We start from the raw sequence: 23,100 nt of genomic DNA on the forward strand, positions 1-23,100 counted from the left end.
CAGACATTTACCGATCTTGAACAAGACCTTTCCAAACCGTTGCGTGCGGCGGCTGCGGTCGCTCAACTTGGACGCAGTCCGTACACGGACGACGGATCGACCCGCCGCGGGGAGGAGACTGCGGCCAACCGTTCCGGATAATCATGAAGGGAGGAGTTTCATGTCCAAGTCCCACCTGACGCGCCGCGGTCTGATCAAGACCGGTGCCGCCACGGGCGCAGCGCTTGCCACGCCGACGCTGTTCACCGGTGCTTCCTGGGCGCAGGAGCAAGGCTTCGTCAACGCGCCGACCGGCAATACGGTGACGCTCGGCTTCAACGTGCCCCAGACCGGCCCCTATGCCGACGAGGGCGCCGACGAGTTGCGCGCGTTCGAACTCGCGGTCGAGCACCTGAACGGCGAGGGTGACGGCGGCATGCTGCAGACGTTCTCGTCCGATGCGCTGCAGGGCAACGGCATCAACGGCAAGCGGGTCGAATACGTCACCGGCGACACGCAGACCAAGTCCGACGCCGCCCGCGCCTCCGCCCGCTCGATGATCGAGAAGGACGGCGCCATCATGATCTCCGGCGGGTCGTCCTCGGGCGTCGCCGTCGCCGTCCAGGGCCTCTGCCAGGAAGCCGGCGTCATCTTCATGGCCGGCCTCACCCACTCAAACGACACGACGGGCAAGGACCGCAAGGCCAACGGCTTCCGCCACTTCTTCAATGCCTACCAGTCCGCCGCCGCGATGGGCCCGGTGCTCGAACGGCTCTATGGCAACGACCGCAAGGCCTATCACCTGACCGCCGACTACACCTGGGGCTGGACCACGCAGGAGTCGATGCAGGCCGCGACCGAGGCCCTCGGCTGGGAGACGGTGAACAACGTCCTGACCCCGCTCGCCGCTACCGACTTCTCGGCCTACATCACGCCGGTCCTGCAGTCGGGCGCAGACGTGCTGTTCCTGAACCACTACGGCGGCAACATGGTGAACTCGCTCACCAACGCCGTGCAGTTCGGCCTGAAGAACGCGCAGGCCAACGGCAAGCAGTTCGAGATCGTCGTGCCGCTCTACTCCGAGCTGATGGCACGCGGTGCGGGTCAGAACATCGCCGGCATCCCCGGCTCGCAGAACTGGGACTGGAAGCTCGAAAACCAGCTGGGCGAGCGCTACAAGGGCACCAACGCCTTCGTGCAGTCCTTCGGTGAAAAGTTCGGTTTCCCGCCCAGCCAGGCCGCCCACACCTGCTACGTCCAGACGCTGCTTTATGCGGATGCCGTCGCGCGCGCCGGCAGCTTCAACCCCTGCGCCGTGGTCGAGGCCCTCGAAGGGTTCGAGTTCGACGGCATGGGCAACGGCCCGACACTCTACCGCGCCGACGACCACCAGTGCTTCAAGGACGTGGTCGTCACCCGCGGCAAGGAGAACCCCGAGAACGAGTTCGACCTGGTGGAGATCGTCGAAGTCACCCCGACCGAGGCCGTCACCTACGAGCCCGACCACCCCATGTTCGCCGGCGGCGACCTGGGCGAGTGCAATACGGGCGCCTGATCCGGCCCCCGTCGGAGCGGTCCTGACGCCGCTCCGATACCCGTTCTCAAGACCCGACCGAACCTGCGACCGGCGCGCCCTTCGTGCGCCGGAACGTCCCCACTCGACCCGAGGCGACACCCATGGAAGCCATATTCCTTCAAATCCTGAATGGCCTGGACAAGGGATCGGCCTATGCGCTGATCGCCCTGGGCCTGACGCTCATCTTCGGCACTCTGGGTGTCGTCAACTTCGCCCACGGCGCGCTGTTCATGATCGGCGCGTTCTGCGCCGTGACGCTGCAGCGGATCTTCAACCTGTCCTTCACGACGATCGACGAGAGCCGGACCGACTTCCTCGGCAACCCGATGCAGGTGCAGACGCCCTATGCCGAGGCCTGGTTCGGCCCCGAATTCGGCGCCGCAATTATCGACTGGTCCGTTCCGCTGGCGATCCTCTTCGCGATCCCGGTGATGCTGCTCGTCGGCTTCATCATGGAGCGCGGGCTGATCAAGCACTTCTACAAGCGCCCCCACGCCGACCAGATCCTCGTGACCTTCGGCCTCGCGATCGTGCTGCAGGAGGTCATCAAGTATTTCTACGGCGCGAACCCGATCCCGACGCCCGCGCCGGAGGTGTTCCGCGGCTCGATGGATTTCGGCGTCCTGCTTGGGTTCGACCCGAACGTCATCATCTACCCGATCTGGCGCCTGGTCTATTTCCTCTTCTCGCTCGCCGTCATCGCCGCGGTCTTCGTCTTCCTGCAGTTCACCACCTTCGGAATGGTCGTCCGGGCCGGCATGGCCGACCGCGAGACCGTGGGCCTGCTGGGCATCGACATCGACAAGCGGTTCACCATCATGTTCGGCATCGCCGCCGCCGTCGCGGGCCTTGCGGGTGTCATGTACACGCCGATCAACCCGCCAAACTACCACATGGGCATGGACTTCCTCGTCCTGTCGTTCGTCGTGGTCGTCGTCGGCGGCATGGGCTCCCTGCCCGGCGCGGTGCTGGCGGGGTTCCTTCTCGGCATCCTCGAAAGCTTCGCCTCGACCACCTGGGCGATCGGCCTCGTGCCCGGGATCAACCAGATCATCATCTACCTCGTCGCCATCGTCGTGCTGCTGACCCGTCCCCGCGGGCTCATGGGCCGCAAGGGCGTGATGGAGGAGTAATCACATGACCGACCAGACCCAACACACCGCTGCCGGCGCCACTACCACGCGCGAGAGCCGCTCGACCGGCGGGATCCTCGGCATCAAGGGGCGCGACGTCACGCTGATGATCGTGGTGCTCGTGCTGACCATGGCCGCGCCGATCCTGCTGAACCCCTTCCCCGAAGGCTCGAGCCTTGCCCAGTTCAACGCGGGCTACCCGGACCTGATGCAGCGCTTCGTGATCTTCGGAATCTTCGCCATCGGCTTCAACATCCTCTTTGGTCTGACCGGCTACCTATCGTTCGGCCATGCGGCCTTCCTGGGGATCGGATCCTATTCGGTCGTGTGGATGTTCAAGCTGCTGAACTACAACGTCCTGCCGGGCCTCGTGCTGGCGGTGATAGTGGCGGCGCTGTTTTCGCTGCTGATCGGATACATCTCGCTGCGGCGGTCGGGGATCTACTTCTCGATCCTGACGCTCGCCTTTGCGCAGATGTCCTTCGCGCTGGCCTATTCGGTCCTGACCCCCATCACCAACGGCGAGACGGGCCTGCAGGTCTACACCTCGGACCCGCAATGGCTGCGGACGGCCGGGTCGCCCGACATGCCGCATCTCTTCGGGATCACCATGCGCGCGACCGAAACCGTCAGCATCGGCGGCTGGAGCTGGGTGTTCAACTTCGGCTACTACTTCTGTGCCGTGGTGATGGTGCTCGCCTTCTACCTGGCAATCCGCATCTTCCGTTCGCCCTTCGGCATGATGCTGCGCGCGGTGAAGTCGAACCAGCAGCGCATGAACTACACCGGCCTGAACCCGCGCCCCTACACGCTGGCCGCCTTCGTGATCTCGGGCATGTATGCCGGCCTCGCCGGTGGCCTGATGGCCTCGATGGACCCGCTTGCGGGTGCCGAGCGGATGCAGTGGACCGCGTCGGGCGAGGTCGTGCTGATGACGATCCTCGGCGGCGCAGGCACTCTGATAGGCCCAGTCCTGGGCGCCGGCCTCATCAAGTATTTCGAGAACATCTTCTCGAAGATCAACGATGGCGTCCTGCACCAGTGGTTCGCCTTCATGCCCGACGGGATAGAGGACATCCTGGTCGGCATCGTCCACCCCTTCGTGGGCAAGGGCTGGCATCTGACGCTGGGCCTGATGTTCATGCTCGTCGTCTGCTTCCTGCCCGGCGGCCTCGTCGAGGGCGGTCAGCGGATCGCCACGATCTTCCGCCGCGACCGCAAGTCCGGTCCGGTCGAAGAGCAGGCCGCCCAGAAGCGCAACGCGGACTAAGGAGACGAAACGATGGGAATCCTTGAAGTCAAAGGCGTCAACAAGCGCTTCGGCGGACTGCAGGCCCTGGGTGACGTGAACCTCAGCGTGAAGGAAAACACCTGCCACGCCATCATCGGCCCCAACGGCGCCGGCAAGTCGACGCTCCTGAACTGCCTCGTCGGCAAGCTGGTGCCCGATACCGGCTCGGTCATGTTCGACGGCAACTCGGTGCTGGGCCGCAAGCCGCACGAGATCAACCAGATGGGCATCTCCCGCGTCTTCCAGACGCCCGAGATCTTCGCCGACCTGACGGTCTTCGAAAACGTGATGATCCCGTGCTTCGCCAAGCGCGACGGCGCGTTCCGGATGCACGCGTTCGAGCGCACGGATAGCGAGAGCGGGATCGTCGAACAGGCCGAGCGGATGCTGCGCGAGGTCAACATGTTCGAAAAGCGCAACGTGGTCGCCTCGTCCCTGTCGCGCGGCGACAAGAGGCGGCTCGAGATGGCGATGTGCCTCAGCCAGAAGCCCAAGCTTCTGCTGCTGGACGAGCCGACGGCCGGCATGGCCCGCGCCGACACCAACAACACGATCGACTTGTTGAAGACCATCAAGGCCAAGGGCGACGTCACGATGTGCATCATCGAGCACGACATGCACGTGGTCTTCAGCCTTGCCGACCGGATCACGGTCCTGGCTCAGGGCACCCCGCTGGTCGAAGACGTCCCCGAGAACATCAAGGGCCATCCGAAGGTGCGCGAAGCCTATCTGGGCGAAGCCGAGGTCTGAAAGGAAACGCCATGAACGAGCCCGCCAAGACTAAGGACTGGAACCCGAACGCGAACCATGCCGCGACCGCCCCGGCCTTCCTGTCGGTGTCGAACATCCACGGCTATTACGGCGAAAGCTACATCGTCCAGGATGTCAGCTTCAACGTCCACGAGGGCGAGATCCTCGCCCTTCTGGGCCGCAACGGTGCCGGCAAGACCTCGACCCTGCGCACCATCGCGCGGGTCGGCACGCCCGAGCTGAAACACGGCGAGATCTGGCTCGACCACAAGCCGCTCCACCGGATGAAAGCGCACGAGGCCGCCGCCGCCGGCATCCAGCTGGTCCCCGAGGACAGGCGCATCATCCCCGGGCTCACGGTCGAAGAGAACCTGCAGCTTGCCCAGATCGCCCCGCCCATCGGCTGGGGGATCGACCGTATCTACGAACTGTTCCCCCGCCTCGGCGAGCGCCGCAAACAAGAGGGCGTGACCCTTTCGGGCGGCGAACAGCAGATGCTGGCCATCGGCCGCGCGCTCTGCCGCGACATCAAGGTGCTGCTGCTGGACGAGCCCTACGAGGGCCTCGCCCCCGTCATCGTGCAGGAGATCGCCAAGACCCTGCAGATCATCCGCGACCAGGGGATCACCACGATCTTGGTCGAGCAGAACGCGATCGCCGCCTTGAAGATCTCGGATCGCGCTGTGATCCTCGACACCGGGTCGGTCGTGTTCGACGGTTCGGCCGCCGAGGTGCTCGACAACGAGGGACTGCGGCAGGAATATCTGGCAATCTGAAGACTCGGGCATAGCCCGGACGTTGCCGAAGAGGAGGAGCCACCATGCTAGACGAAGACAAGACGATGCGCGCACCGTCCGAAGAATTCGCCGCGTCCGCCCATATCGACCGCGCCAGGTACGACGAGTTGTACGCCCGCTCGATCCAGGACCCCGACGGCTTCTGGGGCGAGCAGGCAAAGCGCCTCGACTGGATCAAGGCGCCGACCAAGGTGAAGAACACCAATTTTGACTATGGCAACGTGTCGATCAAGTGGTTCGAGGACGGCACCCTGAACGTCGCCGCGAACTGTATCGACCGGCACCTGAAGGACCGCGGCGACCAGACTGCGATCATCTGGGTCCCGGACGAGGATGACGGCTCCGACCAGCACATCACCTACCGGCAGCTCTCGTCCCACGTGAACAAGTTCGCCAACGTCCTGAAGAAGATGGGCGTGGAGAAGGGCGATCGCGTCGTGATCTACCTGCCGATGATCCCGCAGGCGGCCTACGCGATGCTCGCCTGCGCCCGGATCGGCGCGGTCCATTCGGTGGTGTTCGCCGGCTTCTCACCCGACGCGCTGGCGCAGCGGGTGAACGGCTGCGGCGCCAAGGTCGTCATCACCTCGGACGGCGCCCCCCGCGGCGGCAAGGTCACCGACCTCAAGAGCAACACCGACCGCGCGATGGACAAGGTCACCCACGAGGCACAGGTCCTCGTGGTCAAGCGCCACGGCCAGCCCTGCAACATGGTCGAGGGCCGTGACCACTGGCTGCACGAGATGGAAGACGGCGTCGACGACACCTGCGAGCCCGTGGAGATGAACGCCGAGGATCCCCTCTTCGTGCTCTACACCAGCGGCTCCACCGGCGCGCCCAAGGGCGTGGTCCACACGACGGGGGGCTACCTGCTCTACACGGCGATCACCCACGAATACACGTTCGACTACAAGGATGGCGACGTCTACTGGTGCACCGCCGACGTGGGCTGGGTCACGGGCCACAGCTACATCGTCTATGGCCCCCTCGCGAACGGCGCGACCACCCTGATGTTCGAGGGCGTCCCCACCTACCCCGATGCGGGCCGCTGCTGGAAGATCGTGCAGGACCACAAGGTCGCGCAGTTCTACACTGCCCCCACCGCGATCCGCGCCCTGATGGGCAAGGGCGACGACTTCGTCACCAGGTACGACCGGTCCTCGATCAAGGTGCTGGGCACCGTGGGCGAACCGATCAACCCCGAGGCCTGGAACTGGTACGACAAGGTCGTGGGCGAAGGCCGCTGCCCCATCGTCGACACCTGGTGGCAGACCGAAACCGGCGGCCACATGCTGACCCCGCTGCCGGGTGCCACGCCGACCAAGCCCGGCTCGGCCACCCTGCCCTTCTTCGGCGTGAAGCCCGTCGTCCTCGACCCCGAGGCCGGGACCGAAAAGGACGGCAACGGCGTCGACGGCGTGCTTGCCATCGCTGACAGCTGGCCCGGCCAGATGCGCACCGTCTATGGCGACCACGAGCGGTTCGAGAACACGTATTTCCAGCAATACAAGGGCTACTACTTCTCGGGCGACGGCTGCACGCGGGACGAGGACGGATATTACTGGATCACCGGCCGCGTGGATGACGTGCTCAACGTGTCGGGCCACCGCATGGGCACGGCCGAGGTCGAAAGCGCCCTCGTCGCCCATCCGGCCGTGAACGAGGCCGCCGTGGTTGGCGTGCCCCACGACGTGAAGGGACAGGGCATCTATTGCTACGTCTCGCTCATGTCCGGGCACGAACCCTCGGACGAATTGAAGAAGGAGCTTTCGGCCTGGGTCCGAAACGAGATCGGCCCGATCGCCAAGCCCGACTTCATCCAGTTCGCCCCGGGCCTGCCCAAGACCCGCTCGGGCAAGATCATGCGTCGCATCCTGCGCAAGGTGGCCGCGAACGAGCATGACAGCCTGGGCGACACCTCGACCCTCGCCGAGCCCGAGGTGGTGGACGACCTGATCGAGCATCGCCTGAACCGCTAGGCTCTACCGGGGGCGCGTGTCCAAATCAGGGAACTCGCCCCCGGCCCTATGGGTTGTCCGGTTCAACAGACGCGACAAAGGAGACCCCCGATGCGTCACCTGCTCGTCCTGCCCTTCATCCTCGGACCCGCCCTGCCCGTGCTCGCCCAAGAGACCGAGCCGCAGAACCCGGCCGAGGTCAGCGACCTCGAAAATCTCGCCACCGAAGACCTCGTGGACGCCCTTCTGATGGGCGCATCGGGCGACCGGATCGGCACGATCGACAACGTGCTCGTCCTCGAAGACGACACCGACAAGGTTGTCGTCGGCACCGGCGGCTACGGTGACCTCTCGACCCGTAAGGTCCTGCTCGAACTCTCGGACATCCGCATCGAAAGATCCGAAGACGGCACCGTCGCGGCGACCACGTCCCTCACCCAGGCCGAGATCGACGCGCTCGCGGCTTACGAAAGCGCCTGATGCCGAAGGACCACCCGGAAACCCCGGATGGCCGCTACTTCGTCGCCAAGGGTCGCCTCTGGCGCAAGACCGACCCGCGCCTCTCGGACACCGACCGTCGCGCCGCCGTGAAACGCCTGATGCAGGCCCGCCGCGACGTCTTCCGCGCCGAAACCGAGGCCGAGATCAAAGATGCCCGCGCCCGCGTGGACGCCGCCAAGCACGATCTGGGCGAACGTGGCCCCGTCTGGTGGGACGACGACGCCCCGGACGAGACGCGCACCGCGCCGTGGAACTCCAGCTACGCCGACTGGTGGGCCGCTCTGCCCGAGGGCACCAGGTCCGCCTAAAGCGGCAGCGCCGTAGTGAATTTCAGTTCTTCCATCGACAAAAGCGCCGTGACGTTGTGGATCTTCACCTCGGCGATCAGCGCCTGGTAGAATGTATCATAGGCCCGCGCGTTCGGCACCCTGACCTTCAGGATGTAATCGATGTCGCCGGCCAGCCGGTGCGCCTCCTGCACCTCGGGACGGGCGCGAAGGGCAGCGAGGAATTTCTCCTGCCAGTCCCGCTCGTGCTCGCTGGTGCGGATTAGCACGAAGAAGCAGGCGTCGAACCCCAGCGCTTCGGCATCCAGCAGAACCGTCTGCGTGCCCACGATCCCCGCCTCGCGCATCTTGCGGATCCGGTTCCAGACGGGGGTCTTGGAACTGGCCACCGCCTTGGCGATTTCATCCAGCGATTGCCCCGCGTCGCGCTGCAATTCGCGCAATATCTTCCGGTCCAGATCGTCCAGGCGAACATCCATCCGCAACTCTCCCTTCTGCGCGAACACTTGGCCCGGACGGGGCATCCTCGGGAACACCCGTTCCTTATATAGCCGGTGCCCCTGCACGGAAGGGGAATTCTGTTCTAAGTCGGACGTAACCGAAACCCGGAGCGCTCGCCATGAAGCACTTTCCCGTCTTCCTCGATCTCGAGGGTCGCCGTGTCGTCGTGGCGGGCGGCGGCGAGGCTGCTCTGGCCAAGCTGCGCCTGCTTCTCAAGACCCAGGCGCACCTGACCGTATTCGCCTCCGACCCCTCCCCCGAGATCGCCGCTTGGGCTGCCGAGGGGCGCCTGCGCCTCGTCCGCCGCCGCGCGCAGCCCGGCGACGCCATGTGCGCCGCGCTGTTCTATGCCGCCAACGACGACGATGCCGAGGATGCCCGCGTTGCAAAACTCGCGCGTGCCGACGGTGCGCTGGTCAACATGGTCGACAACCTGCAGGGCTCGCAATTCATCACGCCTGCCATCGTTGACCGCGACCCGGTCACAGTCGCCATCGGCACCGAAGGCGCCGCCCCCGTCCTCGCCCGCACCATCAAGCGCGAGCTGGAAGAGCGCCTGCCAACCGTCCTCGGCCCCCTCGCCCGCATCGGCAAGGGCTTCCGCCACATGGCCGAGGCCTTGCCCTTCGGCCGCGCCCGACGCGACTTCTGGGCCGACTACTACGACCGCGACGGCCCCCGCGCCCATGCCAAGGGTGGCGAGGCCGAGGTACGCGAGACGCTCGACCGGCTCTTGGGCGAACACCTCGCCCGCAGCTCGCGCCCCGGCCACGTCGCCTTTGTCGGCGCTGGCCCCGGCGACCCCGAGCTTCTGACGATGAAGGCCCGCCGCGCACTCGACGCGGCCGACGTGGTGATCTACGACCGGCTGGTGACGCCCGCGATCCTCGAACTCGCCCGCCGCGAGGCGCTGATGATCGACGTCGGCAAGGAGGGCTTCGGCCGCCACACGCCCCAGGACGAGATCAACGCCCATATCGTCCGCCACGTCGCCGAGGGCGCGCAGGTCGTGCGCCTGAAATCAGGCGACCCCACGATCTATGGCCGCCTCGATGAAGAGGTCGAAGCCGTCGAGGCCGCAAACCTCTCGTGGTCCGTCGTCCCTGGCATCACCGCCGCCTCTGCCTCGGTCGCCTCGATCGGCCAAAGCCTGACGCGCCGCGGCCGCAACGCCAGCGTTCGGTTCCTGACCGGTCACGACATGAAGGGCTTCGCCGATCACGACTGGGCGCAGCTTGCCAAGCCGAACGCGGTCGCCGCGATCTACATGGGCAAGCGCGCCGCGCGCTTCATCCAGGGGCGCCTCCTGATGCACGGCGCCGACCCCGCGACGCCCGTGACGGTGATCGAGAAAGCCTCGCGTCCCGACGAGCGGGTGCTGACTGCCAGCCTGTCGACCCTCGAGCCCAAGCTGACCGAGGCTGGCCTGACGGGACCCGCCCTCGTCCTGTTTGGCTTGGCGCCCCGTTCGAGTCATACGGATGTCCGACAGGAATCGCACAAGACTCCTACACGTCTCTCACACTCCGAAACCGCCCTTCAGGAGGCCTTCTGATGCCCCGCGCCTTCACCCCGAAAATCGTCACCGCCAACAGGCTGATCGAGGGCGACGCGGTCTGGCTGACCGCCGACGACCGCTGGTCGCCTCACATGTCCGAGGCCGAGCTGATCGAGGACGAGGCCATTGCGCAGGACCGCCTGATCCACGCGCAAAGTCAGGCCCGCGTGGTCGTCGGCGCCTATCTTGCAGATGCAAAGGCCGGTGAGAACGGCCCCGAACCCACCCATTTCCGCGAGACGTTCCGCACCCGCGGCCCGTCCAACTACCCCCACGGGAAGCAGGCAGAGGTCTGAATTCATGTATAAGTACAACGACTTCGATGAAGCATTTGTGCGCGAGCGCGTAGCCCAGTTCCGCGCCCAGGTCGAGCGTCGGATCGACGGCTCCCTGACCGAGGACGAGTTCAAGCCCCTGCGCCTGATGAACGGCCTCTACCTGCAGCTCCACGCCTACATGCTGCGCGTGGCGATCCCCTACGGCACGCTCTCCAGCCGCCAGATGCGGCAGCTCGGCATGATCGCGTCCCGGTGGGACAAGGGCTACGGCCACTTCACCACGCGCCAGAACATCCAGTACAACTGGCCGAAACTGAAGGATATTCCCGACATCCTCGATGCCCTCGCCGATGTCGAGATGCACGCGATCCAGACCTCTGGCAACACGATCCGCAACGTGACCTCGGATCACTTTGCCGGCGCCGCGCAGGACGAGATCCGCGATCCGCGCCCCTATGCCGAGCTGCTGCGGCAATGGTCCACCGACCACCCCGAGTTCCAGTTCCTGCCGCGCAAGTTCAAGATCGCGATCACCGGCGCGACCCACGACCGCGCCGTGATCCGATCGCACGACATCGGCATCCAGATCGTCGAGAAAGACGGCGAGGTCGGCTTCCAGATTCTCGCCGGCGGCGGCCTCGGCCGGACGCCCATGATTGGCCAGGTGGTCCGCGAGTTCGTCCCCGAAGCCGAGTTGCTGCCTTACTGCGAGGCGATCGTCAGCGTCTACAACCTGCTTGGCCGTCGGGACAACAAGTACAAGGCGCGCCTCAAGATCACCGTGCACGAGACTGGAATCGAAGAGATTCGCCGCATGGTCGAAGAGCGCTTCGCCGAAATCCGGCCGCTGTTCACGGGCGTCGACCAGCAGATCCTGGGCGAGATCCAGTCCCAGTTCGCGCCTCCCGCATTCAAGGAGTCCAACCTAGCAGACTACCACGCCGCCTACGACTCCGACCCAATCTTCCGCGCCTGGGTCGACACCAACGTGGAGAACCACAAGCGCGATGACCATGCGATCGTGTCGATCTCGCTCAAGAAACCGGGCGCGACCCCGGGTGACGCGACCACGCACCAGATGAACGTGATGGCGGACCTGGCCGAGACCTACGCCTATGACGAGCTGCGCATCAGCCACGAGCAGAACGTCATCCTGCCCCACGTGCACCGCGCCGATCTGCCCGCGATTCACGCTGCGCTGAAGGAAGCAGACCTCGCTGCTGCCAATATCGGACTGGTCAGCGACATCATCGCCTGTCCCGGCATGGACTACTGCGCGCTGGCCACGGCCCGCTCGATCCCCGTCGCACAGGAAATCGCCACCCGCTTCGAGGAACTGAAGCTCGCGCACAAGATCGGTCCCATGAAGATCAAGATCTCGGGCTGCATCAACGCCTGCGGGCACCACCACGTGGGCCATATCGGCATCCTCGGCCTCGATCGTGCGGGGGTCGAGAACTACCAGATCACACTCGGCGGCGATGGGTCCGAGGATGCGGCCATCGGCACGCGCACCGGCCCCGGTTTCGCCTATGACGAGATCGTCCCGGCGATCGAGCGCATCATGCTGAAATACCTCGACATTCGTGAAACCGAGGATGAAACCTTCCTGCAAGCCTACCGCCGGATCGGGATGGAGCCGTTCAAGGCCGCGCTTTACCCCGAAAAGGTCAAGCAAGATGCGGCGTGAATCCTTCGACTCCCCCGTCGGCAACCGCGTCGCGGAGCTGAACAAGCGGTACGCGCACCATGCGGCCATCGACGTGTTGCGCCATGCGCTCAAGGATCGGGACGTGGGCAAGGTCGCGATGGTCTCGTCCTTCGGGGCGGAGTCGGTGGCCCTTCTGCACCTCGTCGCCGTCGTCGATCCGACCACGCCAGTCCTGTTCCTCGACACCGAGATGCTGTTCCGCGAGACGCTGGACTACCAGCACGAGGTGGCCGAAAAGCTCGGCCTGACGGACGTGCGCGTGCTGCATCCCGACCCCGCGGACGAAAAGCGTCTGGACCCGGACGGGATGCTCAATTCGACGGACTCCGATGCGTGCTGCAACTTTCGGAAGACGGTGCCGCTGGCCCGCGCGCTCGACGGGTTCGATGCCTGGATCACCGGGCGCAAGAAGTACCAGGGCGGCGCGCGCGCCGAGCTCGATTTTTTCGAGGAAGAGGCCGGAACCGGCCGCATCAAGATCAATCCCTTGGTCCACTGGCAGCGCGACGACACGCGCGAGTACATGGTTAACAACAAGCTGCCGAAACACCCGCTGGTCAACCAGGGCTACCCTTCGATCGGCTGCGAGCCGTGCACCTCGAAGGTGAACCCCGGTGAGGACGAGCGCGCCGGCCGTTGGCGCGGGCAGGACAAGGAAGAATGCGGCATCCATCTCGTCAACGGCAAGATGGTCCGCATCAAGAAGGAGGACGCGGCATGAGCGTCATCGTCACCGACGCGGGCTTCGGCCCCGACGACTGGCAGGCCGGGTATACGCCGCTGCAGAACCACCCCAGCGACGAGGCTGGCCGCGGCCTCGCGCTTGACCTGCCGTCAGACACGGACCCGGCGCAGCTCGAGGGAAAGCTGGACGGCGTGGCGATGATCCGCGTCGATTTCCCCAGCTTCTCGGATGGGCGCGGGTTCACCATCGCGCGCCACCTGCGCCGCCACGGCTACGTGGGGCGGCTGCGCGCGAAGGGTCAAGTCATTGCGGACCAGTATGCGATGGCGCGCCGTTCCGGTTTCGACGAAGTCGAGATTGACGCCGATCTGGCTGCACGCCAGCCCGAGGACCAATGGCTGCGCCGCGCCGACTGGCAGGCCCACGACTATCAGAGCCGGCTGCGCGGCTGATCGCCGCCTTTCGCCCCCGAACATACCCCGTTACGAGAGGGCCGGACCCAATCCGGCGAAAGACATGAACGACATGACCACCTCCGCCGCCACCAAATCCAAGGCCTTGCCCGATGCGCAGACCGTGCTGTCGGTGACCCACTGGACCGATCGGCTGTTTTCGTTCCGCGTGTCGCGCCCCGCATCGTTGCGGTTTCGCTCGGGCGAGTTCGTGATGATCGGCCTGCTGAAAGAGGACGGAAAGCCGCTCCTGCGGGCCTATTCCATCGCCAGCCCGTCCTGGGACGAAGAGCTAGAGTTCTATTCGATCAAGGTGCAGGACGGTCCGCTGACCTCGCGCCTCCAGCATATTCAGCCGGGGGACCAGATCATCCTGCGCCCCAAGCCGGTGGGCACGCTGGTCCACGATGCGCTGCTGCCCGGAAAGCGGCTTTGGTTCTTCTCGACCGGCACCGGGATCGCGCCGTTCGCAAGCCTGATCCGCGAGCCGCAGACCTACGAGGATTACGACCAGGTCATCCTGACCCATACCTGCCGCGATGTGGCCGAGCTGGAATACGGCCGGAAGCTGGTCGAGCACGTGAAGTCGGACGAGATGATCCTCGAGTTGACCGATGGGGGCGTGGACAAGCTGGTCTACTACCCGACCACCACCCGCGAACAGAGTCCCAAGATGGGCCGGATCACCGACCTTCTGAAGTCGGGCGAACTGTTCCGCGACCTCGGCATCGAGGGCATCTTGCGCAAAACGGACCGCGCCATGGTCTGCGGGTCGATCGGCCTCAACAACGACATCAAGGAAATCCTCGAAGGCTATGGCCTGCGCGAGGGCGCCAACAGCGATCCGGCCGAATACGTGGTCGAGAAAGCCTTCGTCGGCTGACAAAGAGGCCGCGGCGTGTGCCGAGGCCCCTCTTCAGCGCGTAATGTTCGCGCTAGGCGGCCGGTCACAGGGACCGGCCGTTCTTCGTTATTGCGTCTCCGCGGCGGGCTCGGTCGGCTCTTCCGGCTGGATGTCCAGCGCGATCTCGAGACGCGTGATGAGCGCGCTCAGCGCCACTTCGTTCGAAGGGTCCACCTGCTCTACCGCCTGCACCAGCGCTTCGCGGGCGTTGTCGTCGATGTCGGCGTCTTCCTCCAGGTAAGCGACGACCTGTTCTTTCTCGAAGTTGTCGGTGGTCAGCAGTTGCTGGATGTCCTGATTGCCACCGGCGTTGGCTTCCAGTTCCGCCGCACTGTTGTCAGCCGGCATCTCCGCGGCCGACGTGAACGATCCGTCCTCCATAGCTGCCGCCCGTTCGGCCTCGGTCTGCTGCGAGGTCTCGCCGCCGCTCGCGCTCGCGCTGGCATCGGTTCCAGACGTGGCGCTGTCGACGTCGGCGGCCTCCTCGTCGGCCGTGCCGGTGCTTTCGACTTCCGCAGCGGACGTGCTAGCGTCGTCCCCCCCGGCGTCGGCGGCCGAAGATCCGATCTCTGTGTCCTCTTCCACGATTTCGGGTTCGGCGGTGATCGTCTCGGTTTCCACCTCTTCGATCTCGGGCTCTTCCGTCACCACCTCTTCTTCCACGACCTCCGGTTCGGCTTCGGTGACCTCGGGCTCGGCAACTTCCGTCTCTTCGACAACCGTCTGTTCCTCGGTGGTAACCTCGGCTTCCTCTTCCTGGCAGGCCGCCAGGGTCATGCCGGCAGCGAGAAGGGCGGCCACGGATGTCATGCGGGTGATCATTGAAATCTCCTATCTTTCTGGCACCGCTTGCACGGCTTTCCGGCCCTAACGCTCAACACGCCGGAGGGGTCCGTAAGCGCCTTGAAACAAGGCCGGTCGCCCGCTAAATTCTGTTCCTGAGCATTTTTCCATAGTGAGGATACACCCATCGCCCGCAGACCCCACAATGCGCCCCCCACGCGCGACACCGGCCCCCGCGTCAACGGACGTATCCGGACCCCCGAGATCCGCCTGATCGGAGCCGACGGCGAGAATGTCGGTGTGGTGACCCCCGACCGCGGCATGGAACTGGCCGAGGCGGCCGGGCTCGACCTGGTCGAGATTTCGCCGAACGCGACGCCCCCCGTCTGCAAGATCATGGACTTCGGCAAGTTCAAATACGAACAGCAGAAGCGGGAATCAGAAGCGCGCAAGAAGCAGAAGACGATCGAGGTGAAGGAGGTGAAATTCCGCCCCAACACCGACCAGCACGACTACGACGTCAAGATGCGCAACGTCTTCAAGTTTCTCGAGAATGGCGACAAGGTGAAGGTAACGCTGCGCTTCCGCGGCCGCGAGATGGCGCACCAGAACCTTGGCCGCGAGCTGCTCGAGCGGGTGGCCGAGGACACCAAGGAAATCGGCAAGGTAGAGAACTTCCCGAAGATGGAAGGCCGCCAGATGGTGATGATGATCGGCCCGTCCCGCTAAGTTGACCTTACTGAGACGCTATCGACGCCCGGTCCCCTGCGGCCGGGCGTCGTCATGTGGCCCTATCCCGCGCGTGGATGCGGCCGCGACGGGCTCTCCTTCAGCAGGCCGCCCACCCCCATGGCGGCGATCTCTTCGCCCGTGGGTCCAACCCCGCAGCAGATGCGTTCGAGAACCCAGTCCGCCCCATTCAGCGCGGGTGAGCGCGCGCAGCCCGGCAGGCCGATCACCGGCCGCGCACCGATCCGACCATAGAACAACAGGTTACCCGGATCGACCGGCATGCCGAAACGCGTGAGCGTTCCGCCTGCATCGGTCAGCCCCGTCGGCCCCACATCGCGCACATCAGACGTGGCCGACGCGGTGAGCAGCAGCGCAAGGTCGCTGTCGACGGCGCCAAGAGCCTCGGCGATCGCCGGCGCGTCATGCGGCACCACCTTGACCTCCGAAAGCCGCATCCCGAGTCGGTCGAGCCGTGTTGCCACCGCCGCTTCGCCCTTGCCTGCGCCGTCACCCATATGAGTGATGATCAACGTCGCATCCCGCAGGACCACCGGCGCGATCGACAACGCGGCGGGCGCCATCCGCTCGGCCTCGATCACCGACGTTTCGGGCAAAGCGTAAGAGATGATCTTGACCGTTGCCACCATCGTCCCGGCCGCGACCCGTGCAAAGGGCGGCAACGTGGCGACCGTCAGCATCGGGTCGATCAGGTTCAGCCGGTGCAGCGCGTGCTGGTCCATCCGCACCACACCCGGACCCGTGGCATAAAGGTTCACCCTTCCCGTCGCCGCTTCGGTCAGGCGCAGGCCCGCCGCAGCCGGATCGGGAACCGTCGCCTCGGCAATGCGCGCGGCCGCGACATCCTCGGTCACATCCTCAGGTCCCGGCCGCGCGACCACGACTGCCTCGATTCCCGCCGCCTCCAGCCGGGCGATCTCGTCGGGGCCGAGCACGCCGCCCTTGCGGATGCGCCCGCCCTCGACCTTGTAGGAATGCGCCAGGATACCGCCGACAGAGTCCCGCAACGGGATTTCGCCGAACTCCATCAGCCCTTCCTCAACCGTTGGGTGATCTCAGCCAAGACCGCCACGGCGATCTCGGCGGGACTGCGCGCCCCGATATCCAGCCCCACCGGAGCGCATATGCGTGCAATCTGCGCGCCGCTGAACCCCCGCTCTTCTAGTCGCGCCACTCGCTTGGCATGCGTGCGGGTCGAGCCGAGGCAGCCAAGGTAGAACACCTCCGAGCCAAGTGCCGCTTCGATGGCCGGATCGTCGAGCTTGGGGTCGTGAGTCAGCGTCACCACCGCCGTACGCGGGTCCAGACCGTAGGCGGTCAGCGCCTCGTCCGGCCAGTCATGGATCAGCCGCTCGCGCGGAAAGCGCGACTCGCTGGCAAAGCTCTCGCGCGGGTCCACGAGCACCGCGTCGTAGCCGGCCAACCGCGCCATCTGCATCAGCGGCTGCGCGATGTGCACCGCGCCGACAACCACCATCCGCAGCGGAGGATTGTGAATGGCGACGAAGGTCCGCGCATCGTCCTCGAACCCCGAGCGGTCGAGGCGAAAGCGGTCGGCATGGGCGGGCGGTCGCTCCAGCCGCCGCATCCAGTCTGCCGTGTCGATAACGTAGGCGATCTGGCGCCGGGCGGCCCGTGCGGCGACCAGTTCCTCCAGCAGGTCCGGAGGGAGAGCGCCATCGCGCACCGGCTCGACCATGATTCTGATCCGGCCGCCGCAGGCGAGGCCGACCGAAAACGCCTCGTCGTCTGAGACCCCGAACTCCAGCAGCCGCGTGCCGCCCTCTTCGACCGCCTCCAAAGCCTCGGCGACGACGGCGCCCTCGACGCACCCGCCGGACACCGAGCCCGCGATCTCACCCGCGCCCGAGATGGCGAGTTGACTACCGACGGGGCGCGGCGCCGAGCCCCATGTCTCGACCACCGTCGCCATCACAGCGCCTTTTCCGGCGGCGTGCCAGCGTTGCGCGATGGCGGGAATATCGTCGAAATCGGTCACTTGCATCGGCGCCTCCGGGTTGCGGCCTCTATCTAGGTGCGGGTTTCCGTTCCACCACCCACTCACGAAGAAGGCCGGCGCAGTCGCCCGCGCCGGCCCGTTCCAAACGATCAGCCTGGGGTCAGTTCGCCGCGGCGATCTGCAACAGGGGCGTGATGTTGCGCACCGTGGCACGGCGGTTGGCGCGCTCGGCGCCTTGGGTGGGAACCTTCAGATAGCGTTCGCCGTAGCCTTGCACGACAAGGTTCGCCGTCGGCACGTCGAAGTATTCGCCAAGCGCAAGGGCAACGGATTCCGCCCGCCGGTCCGAAAGGGCGAGGTTGTAGGCAGCATTGCCCACGGCGTCGGTGTGCCCCTCAACCAGGAATACCGCACGGGGGTTGTCGGCGATTGTCTCGCGGATATACGAGCCCAGGCCACGCAGTTCGTCGGCCTGCTCGGGCCGGATGGCCGCCGAGCCGGTGTCGAAGGTGATCGCATCGAGGTCGACCGCCGGGACCTGCTGGCGCACCTCGGCGATATTGCGCACCTGGCTGAGCGAGTACGCCCGGTCGAAGTCTCGCTGGACAGAGAGCGCCTCACGCAGCGCCTGTTCATCGCTCAGGTTGACCGTGCGCGATTGCCGCTCGGCGGGACGAAGCCGGCTCAGGTCCACCGGCTGGATGTTCTCGTTCAGGTCGTCGATCAGCACGATCCGCTCGCCATCGGGCGTCACCCGCACGCGGCGCACGACACGCAGATCGGCGTCACGGATCGTCACGATGCGGCTTCCATCCTCGTAGGTGACGGTGGTGCGCGTCGATCCGTCGTTGAAGGTCTCGGTCTGCACCTCGGCGCCAGGACGGCGCAGAAGCGCGGTATCGTCTTTGATCAACTCATAGCCGCCGTCCCGACCGGACACGACGACACGGTCATCCGACGATGCAACAACGCGCCGGTTGCCATTCAGCAAAGCCCCCACGGCGAGCGCTCCGGCACCGACGAGCAGCGCCTTCTCGAGCTTCGACAGCCCCCCATCATCGTCATCATCGTCGGCTTGTGCGGTCTGTTGTTGACGCTGTTCTGTCGGCTGGCGCGAGATGTCGGATTCGAAGTCCTCGTTGCTCGACCGAGCCGTCTCTTCGGTGACTGTATCGCTTGTCGTTTCAACCACCTCGGCCTCTTCGGACGCGGCCGCGGCAATCGGCGCAGCTCCGGACAACGCCTCGACTTCGGCATCGGTTTGCTCGGTGGCACCGGCTTCGGCATTGGCCTCGCCCTCGGGCGAGGTGGAAGTTTCGGCGGTCGTCTCTTCCTCTATCGAGGTGCCAGCGTCGCTTTCGGCCGTGGCGCCTGCGCCGGTCTCCGCCTCGGTCGTGGAATCGGATGCGCCAGAAAGCCCTTCGCGCAGGTCATCTTCGGACGGAAGGTCGTTATCGCCTTCGGCCTGCCTCGTGTCGGCAGTGCCGCCAGACTCGCCCGTCGTCTCGGCCGTAGCTTCGGTCTCGACCGCTGGTTCGGCTTCGGACCCAGCTTCGGTTTCATCGGCCTCGACGACACCTGTCTCGGCCGAAAGTGCTTCACTCAGCTCGTCTTCGGACGGCAGATCGGGTTCGGCCTCGCCCTCAGCCGCTTCGGCGCTCGACTGAGGCTCACTCGCCGTCTCGGCCTCGGCCTCGCTCAGCGCCTCAGCCTCACCCGTCGCTTCGGTCTCACCCGTTGCTTCGGTCTCACCCGTGGCCTGGGCACTGGTCTCGGTTTCTGGCGCCTCGGCGGAGTCCGACGCGCCCGATAGGCCTTCGCGCAGGCTGTCTTCGGATGGAAGGTCTTCGTCTGGCCCGGAAAGGTCGGCTTCCGGCACCGGCTGGGGTTCAGCCGGTTGAGCCGTTGCTTCGGCCTCGGGCTCTGCAGGCTCTTCGGCTTCGCTTGCACGCTCCGTAGAAGCATCCGCACCATCGACGGCTTCCGACGATGCTTCCGCATCAGCCTGATCGGCGCCGGAATCCTCGCTCGGCACCGGCTCTGCTTCCGCGTTCAATTCGGCCTCGGCCGGGCCGGTGGCCTCGGCACTCTCCGGCGCGGCGGCATCGGAGGACCGTTCGCCCTCGACCCCGGACTGAATGTCCTCGCTCGTGACCCCTTGTGCCGCGGCCTCTTCCGTTGCCGTCTGGCACTCGGCCGAGGCTGCATCCGCCGCACACGCTTCAACCGCGCGGTCCAGCGCCTCCGCCTGGGCCAAAGCGGGTACCGGCACCGCGAGGTTCACACTCGCAAGCAGCGCCGTCGTGGCCTTCAGTGTTCTTTTCATACCTCGTTCCTCCGGAAGACTGTGGGTTCAGAACAAGCTGTAGCACCCGGCGTTCCCGATCCGGATGTGTTATCGTTTATCAACGGCAGGATCGCGCCCCTCGGGCACGTCGTTTTCTCATAACGCGCGCGGTCAGTGCTTTGACCGCGCGTTCAGGCGCACCAGGACCTGCGCCGTCCGAGCATCCGGGGCGTGACTGCCAGCCGCCAGAAGCAGACGACCGTAGAGCTTCACTGTATCGGCCTCCATCAGCGCATCCTGAAACGCGCGGCGGTGCCAAGCGAGGCTCTCCGCCTCGACCTTGGCCACACCTGGCAGAGCCCGCAGACGCGCCAGTTCGACTGCCGTGCGCTCGGCCATCCACGAGACCGAGCGGTCCTCCACAGAGTTGAAGTTGCGCTCGACCCAGTAGTTCAGGTCCACCGCCTTGTCCGTGTGGTTCGGCAAACCCCGCGCGCGTTTCGCAACGAATTCCTCGGCCGAGCGGACAGAGTAGTGGTTGAGCTGCACCAGCCCGTTTGCCAGCGGCGCACCCCACACCATGATCTGTCCGCCCTCGGCAAAGCTGTCGGGCAAGCGTGTGCCGGATCCGTCCACCCACTTGGGCAGAACGGACCCGCGCGGCTTCGGCCGGTGGACCCCCGGCGCGCGAAAGGCCTCGCGGCGGTAGAGCGTCTTGAAGAAGCGGGCGAGCGCCGGGTAGAGTGCGTCCTCGGGGATGGCCCGCGTGAACGCCTTGGTCGGGGCGACGTCGGGTCGCGTGGCGTGTCCGGCATGGCCGAATAGCCGCCACGGCAGCACGATTGCGTCCGCCCCGGAATGCGCGATCAGGTCCTGGACCGAAGCGAGCGACGCACGCAGGTTCACATACTCGTCGCAGTCGAACACAAGGACCCAGTCGGCGTCGCTCATCATCGGGTGAGCCGCTGCGGCTTTCAGCGCCGACCATTGCGGTGCCTGCCCCCGGGGCACCTCGTTCGGAACATGCACGACCTCGCCCGCCGCAGCCAGCAGGTCCAGCAACCGATCGGTGCCGTCCGCGCAATCGTTGGTGTAGAGCAACCAGTCGCCGATTCCGGCCGCCTTGTGGTGGGCCAGCCAATGCAGGAGGTTCGGACCCTCGTCGCGCAGGCTCGAGACACCGAGGACGCGCATGCTCATGGCGAAAGAAGCGTCACACCGGGCAAGCCCGCGATGCGCTCGAGATCCTCCTCGTAGAGGTCGGTCAACGTGTCGATCGCGTCGTCCGACAGCGCCGATGGCGTCAGCGACTCCTCGACGTCCGCGGGACGGGCAAAGCGGTCCAGGAAGATCTCGACAACCTGGGCCGCCTGCCGGTCATCCGCAGGCGGCTTTTGCGCGATGTAGGCGTCGAACGCGGCAGCCCCCTCGTCCGTCATGATCGACCGGGCCACGTCGAACCGGCCGGTCATTTCATGCTCCGGCTCGATTCCAGCCGCTGCACGCAACACCTTTCCCCAGACGAAAGGCGTATCCTCGTGAGCCCAGACAGTGATCGGCGCATCGGGCGTGGCCTCGTGCATCCGCGCAATCACGTCCGACCACCGGAAACGTGCCAGATCGACCTGACCCACAAATTCGTCGAAGCTGCCATGCCCATTCACCTTCCGGTAGAGGTCCGCCATGAACGTGACCGGGTTCTTCACCGCGCAGAGGAACTCTGCCTCGTTGTCGGGAAAGAGGTTCCGCAAGTGCGATGTCTTTCGGCCGGCTTGCGGATAGAGCGTCCGCTCTCCCCAAACCCGGTCGGGTGCGCCGAGAAAGCTGTCGTAGCTGAAAATCAAGCGTTCTCGCCGCTCCGTCCCGATCAGCCGGCGGAAAAGCTCTTCCTGATCGTCAAGACCGGCGTGGGCCCCCTTCAGCCGTTCTGTCGTGAACTCTCGCAGGATTGAGGTGAAGAACCGCCGCCGGGGCACACCGATCTCCATGCCCTCCAACATGTCCTTGTCGCGTCGAAGCGACCAGATCAGCATTTCGTCGTCCGTACAGTGGACGCCGACATGCAGAACGATCTCGACCTCGGGATCGCTATAAGCTCGCGCCCCTGTCTTCGTTTCCGGGTCGTGTTGGTCCACGTCGAATGCTCCTTCACCAGCAATCATACGGCATCGCTCGCGCAGCCCGCAACTGCATCACAAGGCAACCGCGATCGGGTCATCCTTAAATCATCGCCGTGGCACGGGACTTCCTTAATCTCGCCACCGCACGTATCTAAGCATGCTGAAGCGGTCATCTTCGATATGAAGGGGGAACACGATGGGCGACATTGTCGAGCACGATTTTGAGCGGCCCCGCACCGCCGAAGATCTGCGCGAGGCCCTGAGCGACCTCGCGGGATCGCGTGGTTCGGTTCGCGCCCTCGATGCCGACCATTTCGTCACGTTCGTCCCCCGCGGATCGACCCTCATCGTCACGTTCGAGGAAGCTGAACGCACGCTCGCGCGGGACACGGGCCTTCCGATTTCGGCAGATCTCGCGGACGACAAGAACTGGTCGATGCTGCACGTCGCCGCGCGGCGCCGCAGCTGGTTCCGCAGCGAAGGCCTGTTCTCATACTTTGACGAGCTCGCCGATGACGTATTCTTCGACGAGTACGAGCGGGTGATCTTCTACGGCGCAGGACCCGGTGGCTACGCCGCATCTATCTATTCGGTCACGGCGCCTGGCGCGCGCGTCGTACTGGTCGAACCCATGGCCTCGGTCGAGCGTCGGCGCGTCGCTTGGGACAACCGATACTACCAGGAGCTTCTGTCCAGCCAGAGCGCCCGCTATCCGTACGCCCCCGACATGATCGAGGCCGCCGAGACAACATTCGTGCTCTACGATCCGTCGCGCGCGCTCGACCACGTCCACGCCAGCCTCTTCGTCGGGACCAACGTAATTCATCTGCGGGCGAACC

22 protein-coding genes and 1 pseudogene are annotated in these 23,100 nt (G+C 65.5%); 16 read left to right on the forward strand and 7 right to left on the reverse strand.

All coding sequences use genetic code 11. The features are described from left to right. Nucleotides 1-160 precede the first annotated feature (160 nt). From ACFDS3_RS08750 to ACFDS3_RS08785, 8 genes are all read left to right on the forward strand, one after another. On the forward strand, nucleotides 161-1,534 hold the full coding sequence (locus ACFDS3_RS08750; RefSeq protein WP_375261973.1) for a substrate-binding protein: 1,374 nt from the start codon (nucleotides 161-163) through the stop codon (nucleotides 1,532-1,534). A gap of 122 nt (nucleotides 1,535-1,656) precedes the next feature. Next, nucleotides 1,657-2,688, forward strand: a complete 1,032-nt coding sequence (locus ACFDS3_RS08755) for a branched-chain amino acid ABC transporter permease (RefSeq protein WP_375261974.1) — start codon at nucleotides 1,657-1,659, stop codon at nucleotides 2,686-2,688. 106 nt (nucleotides 2,689-2,794) lie between these two features. Then, nucleotides 2,795-3,958, forward strand: a complete 1,164-nt coding sequence (locus ACFDS3_RS08760) for a branched-chain amino acid ABC transporter permease (RefSeq protein WP_375261993.1) — start codon at nucleotides 2,795-2,797, stop codon at nucleotides 3,956-3,958. Between the two features lie 12 nt (nucleotides 3,959-3,970). Next, on the forward strand, nucleotides 3,971-4,729 hold the full coding sequence (locus ACFDS3_RS08765; protein ID WP_375261975.1) for an ABC transporter ATP-binding protein: 759 nt from the start codon (nucleotides 3,971-3,973) through the stop codon (nucleotides 4,727-4,729). Between the two features lie 11 nt (nucleotides 4,730-4,740). Continuing rightward, on the forward strand, nucleotides 4,741-5,505 hold the full coding sequence (locus ACFDS3_RS08770) for an ABC transporter ATP-binding protein (protein ID WP_375261976.1): 765 nt from the start codon (nucleotides 4,741-4,743) through the stop codon (nucleotides 5,503-5,505). A 44-nt stretch (nucleotides 5,506-5,549) separates the two neighbouring features. Then, a complete protein-coding gene (acs, locus tag ACFDS3_RS08775; protein ID WP_375261977.1) occupies nucleotides 5,550-7,505 on the forward strand; it encodes an acetate--CoA ligase in 1,956 nt (651 codons plus the stop codon). A 90-nt stretch (nucleotides 7,506-7,595) separates the two neighbouring features. Then, nucleotides 7,596-7,964, forward strand: a complete 369-nt coding sequence (locus tag ACFDS3_RS08780; protein WP_375261978.1) for a hypothetical protein — start codon at nucleotides 7,596-7,598, stop codon at nucleotides 7,962-7,964. Then, nucleotides 7,964-8,293, forward strand: coding sequence for a hypothetical protein (locus ACFDS3_RS08785; protein ID WP_375261979.1), 330 nt, complete (start codon nucleotides 7,964-7,966; stop codon nucleotides 8,291-8,293). Before ACFDS3_RS08780 ends, ACFDS3_RS08785 begins: the two co-directional genes overlap by 1 nt. On the opposite strand, the gene ACFDS3_RS08790 is transcribed toward ACFDS3_RS08785, so the two are convergent. Beyond that, nucleotides 8,290-8,751: an Lrp/AsnC family transcriptional regulator gene (locus ACFDS3_RS08790; RefSeq protein ID WP_375261980.1), complete on the reverse strand. Its 462-nt coding sequence runs from the start codon at nucleotides 8,749-8,751 to the stop codon at nucleotides 8,290-8,292. The genes ACFDS3_RS08785 and ACFDS3_RS08790 overlap by 4 nt on opposite strands. A 140-nt stretch (nucleotides 8,752-8,891) precedes the next feature. Here ACFDS3_RS08790 and cysG point away from each other — a divergent pair, with 140 nt between their 5' ends. From cysG to ACFDS3_RS08820, 6 genes are all read left to right on the forward strand, one after another. Then, nucleotides 8,892-10,328: a siroheme synthase CysG gene (gene cysG, locus ACFDS3_RS08795; protein WP_375261981.1), complete on the forward strand. Its 1,437-nt coding sequence runs from the start codon at nucleotides 8,892-8,894 to the stop codon at nucleotides 10,326-10,328. Further along, on the forward strand, nucleotides 10,328-10,627 hold the full coding sequence (locus ACFDS3_RS08800) for a DUF2849 domain-containing protein (RefSeq protein ID WP_375261982.1): 300 nt from the start codon (nucleotides 10,328-10,330) through the stop codon (nucleotides 10,625-10,627). The genes cysG and ACFDS3_RS08800 overlap by 1 nt, the downstream gene beginning before the upstream one ends. Nucleotides 10,628-10,631: 4 nt before the next feature. Further along, nucleotides 10,632-12,299 (forward strand): nitrite/sulfite reductase, encoded by a 1,668-nt coding sequence (locus ACFDS3_RS08805; RefSeq protein ID WP_375261983.1) that lies wholly within the window; start codon nucleotides 10,632-10,634, stop codon nucleotides 12,297-12,299. Further along, nucleotides 12,289-13,041 (forward strand): phosphoadenylyl-sulfate reductase, encoded by a 753-nt coding sequence (locus ACFDS3_RS08810; protein ID WP_375261984.1) that lies wholly within the window; start codon nucleotides 12,289-12,291, stop codon nucleotides 13,039-13,041. The genes ACFDS3_RS08805 and ACFDS3_RS08810 overlap by 11 nt, the downstream gene beginning before the upstream one ends. Beyond that, nucleotides 13,038-13,457 carry a DUF934 domain-containing protein gene (locus ACFDS3_RS08815; RefSeq protein WP_375261985.1) on the forward strand — a complete coding sequence of 140 codons (420 nt, stop codon included), beginning with the start codon at nucleotides 13,038-13,040 and terminating at the stop codon, nucleotides 13,455-13,457. Before ACFDS3_RS08810 ends, ACFDS3_RS08815 begins: the two co-directional genes overlap by 4 nt. A 64-nt stretch (nucleotides 13,458-13,521) precedes the next feature. Beyond that, nucleotides 13,522-14,340, forward strand: coding sequence for a ferredoxin--NADP reductase (locus ACFDS3_RS08820; RefSeq protein WP_375261986.1), 819 nt, complete (start codon nucleotides 13,522-13,524; stop codon nucleotides 14,338-14,340). Between the two features lie 87 nt (nucleotides 14,341-14,427). Here the strand turns inward: ACFDS3_RS08820 and ACFDS3_RS08825 are convergent, their stop codons facing one another. Then, nucleotides 14,428-15,183 (reverse strand): hypothetical protein, encoded by a 756-nt coding sequence (locus tag ACFDS3_RS08825; protein ID WP_375261987.1) that lies wholly within the window; start codon nucleotides 15,181-15,183, stop codon nucleotides 14,428-14,430. Between the two features lie 147 nt (nucleotides 15,184-15,330). Here ACFDS3_RS08825 and infC point away from each other — a divergent pair, with 147 nt between their 5' ends. Continuing rightward, a complete protein-coding gene (gene infC / locus ACFDS3_RS08830) occupies nucleotides 15,331-15,873 on the forward strand; it encodes a translation initiation factor IF-3 (RefSeq protein WP_375261994.1) in 543 nt (180 codons plus the stop codon). Nucleotides 15,874-15,935: 62 nt separating this feature from the next. Here infC and ACFDS3_RS08835 read toward each other — a convergent pair whose 3' ends face one another. From ACFDS3_RS08835 to ACFDS3_RS08855, 5 genes are all read right to left on the reverse strand, one after another. Continuing rightward, nucleotides 15,936-16,922: a molybdopterin-binding protein gene (locus tag ACFDS3_RS08835; protein WP_375261988.1), complete on the reverse strand. Its 987-nt coding sequence runs from the start codon at nucleotides 16,920-16,922 to the stop codon at nucleotides 15,936-15,938. After that, complete coding sequence (locus ACFDS3_RS08840) at nucleotides 16,922-17,899, reverse strand: XdhC family protein (RefSeq protein WP_375261989.1); 978 nt, start codon at nucleotides 17,897-17,899, stop codon at nucleotides 16,922-16,924. The genes ACFDS3_RS08835 and ACFDS3_RS08840 overlap by 1 nt, the downstream gene beginning before the upstream one ends. Before the next feature lie 115 nt (nucleotides 17,900-18,014). Then, entirely contained in the window at nucleotides 18,015-20,180 is a 2,166-nt protein-coding gene (locus ACFDS3_RS08845) for an OmpA family protein (protein ID WP_375261990.1), read from the reverse strand. Between the two features lie 132 nt (nucleotides 20,181-20,312). After that, nucleotides 20,313-21,341 carry a glycosyltransferase family 2 protein gene (locus ACFDS3_RS08850; RefSeq protein ID WP_375261991.1) on the reverse strand — a complete coding sequence of 343 codons (1,029 nt, stop codon included), beginning with the start codon at nucleotides 21,339-21,341 and terminating at the stop codon, nucleotides 20,313-20,315. Next, nucleotides 21,338-22,276, reverse strand: a complete 939-nt coding sequence (locus ACFDS3_RS08855) for a hypothetical protein (protein ID WP_375261992.1) — start codon at nucleotides 22,274-22,276, stop codon at nucleotides 21,338-21,340. Before ACFDS3_RS08855 ends, ACFDS3_RS08850 begins: the two co-directional genes overlap by 4 nt. A gap of 181 nt (nucleotides 22,277-22,457) precedes the next feature. On the opposite strand from ACFDS3_RS08855, the pseudogene ACFDS3_RS08860 reads away from it, so the two are divergent. Continuing rightward, nucleotides 22,458-23,100: pseudogene (locus tag ACFDS3_RS08860) on the forward strand (phosphoadenosine phosphosulfate reductase); the annotation flags it as partial.

The sequence above is a fragment of the Palleronia sp. genome (genome assembly GCF_042089775.1).
Lineage (GTDB): Bacteria > Pseudomonadota > Alphaproteobacteria > Rhodobacterales > Rhodobacteraceae > Palleronia.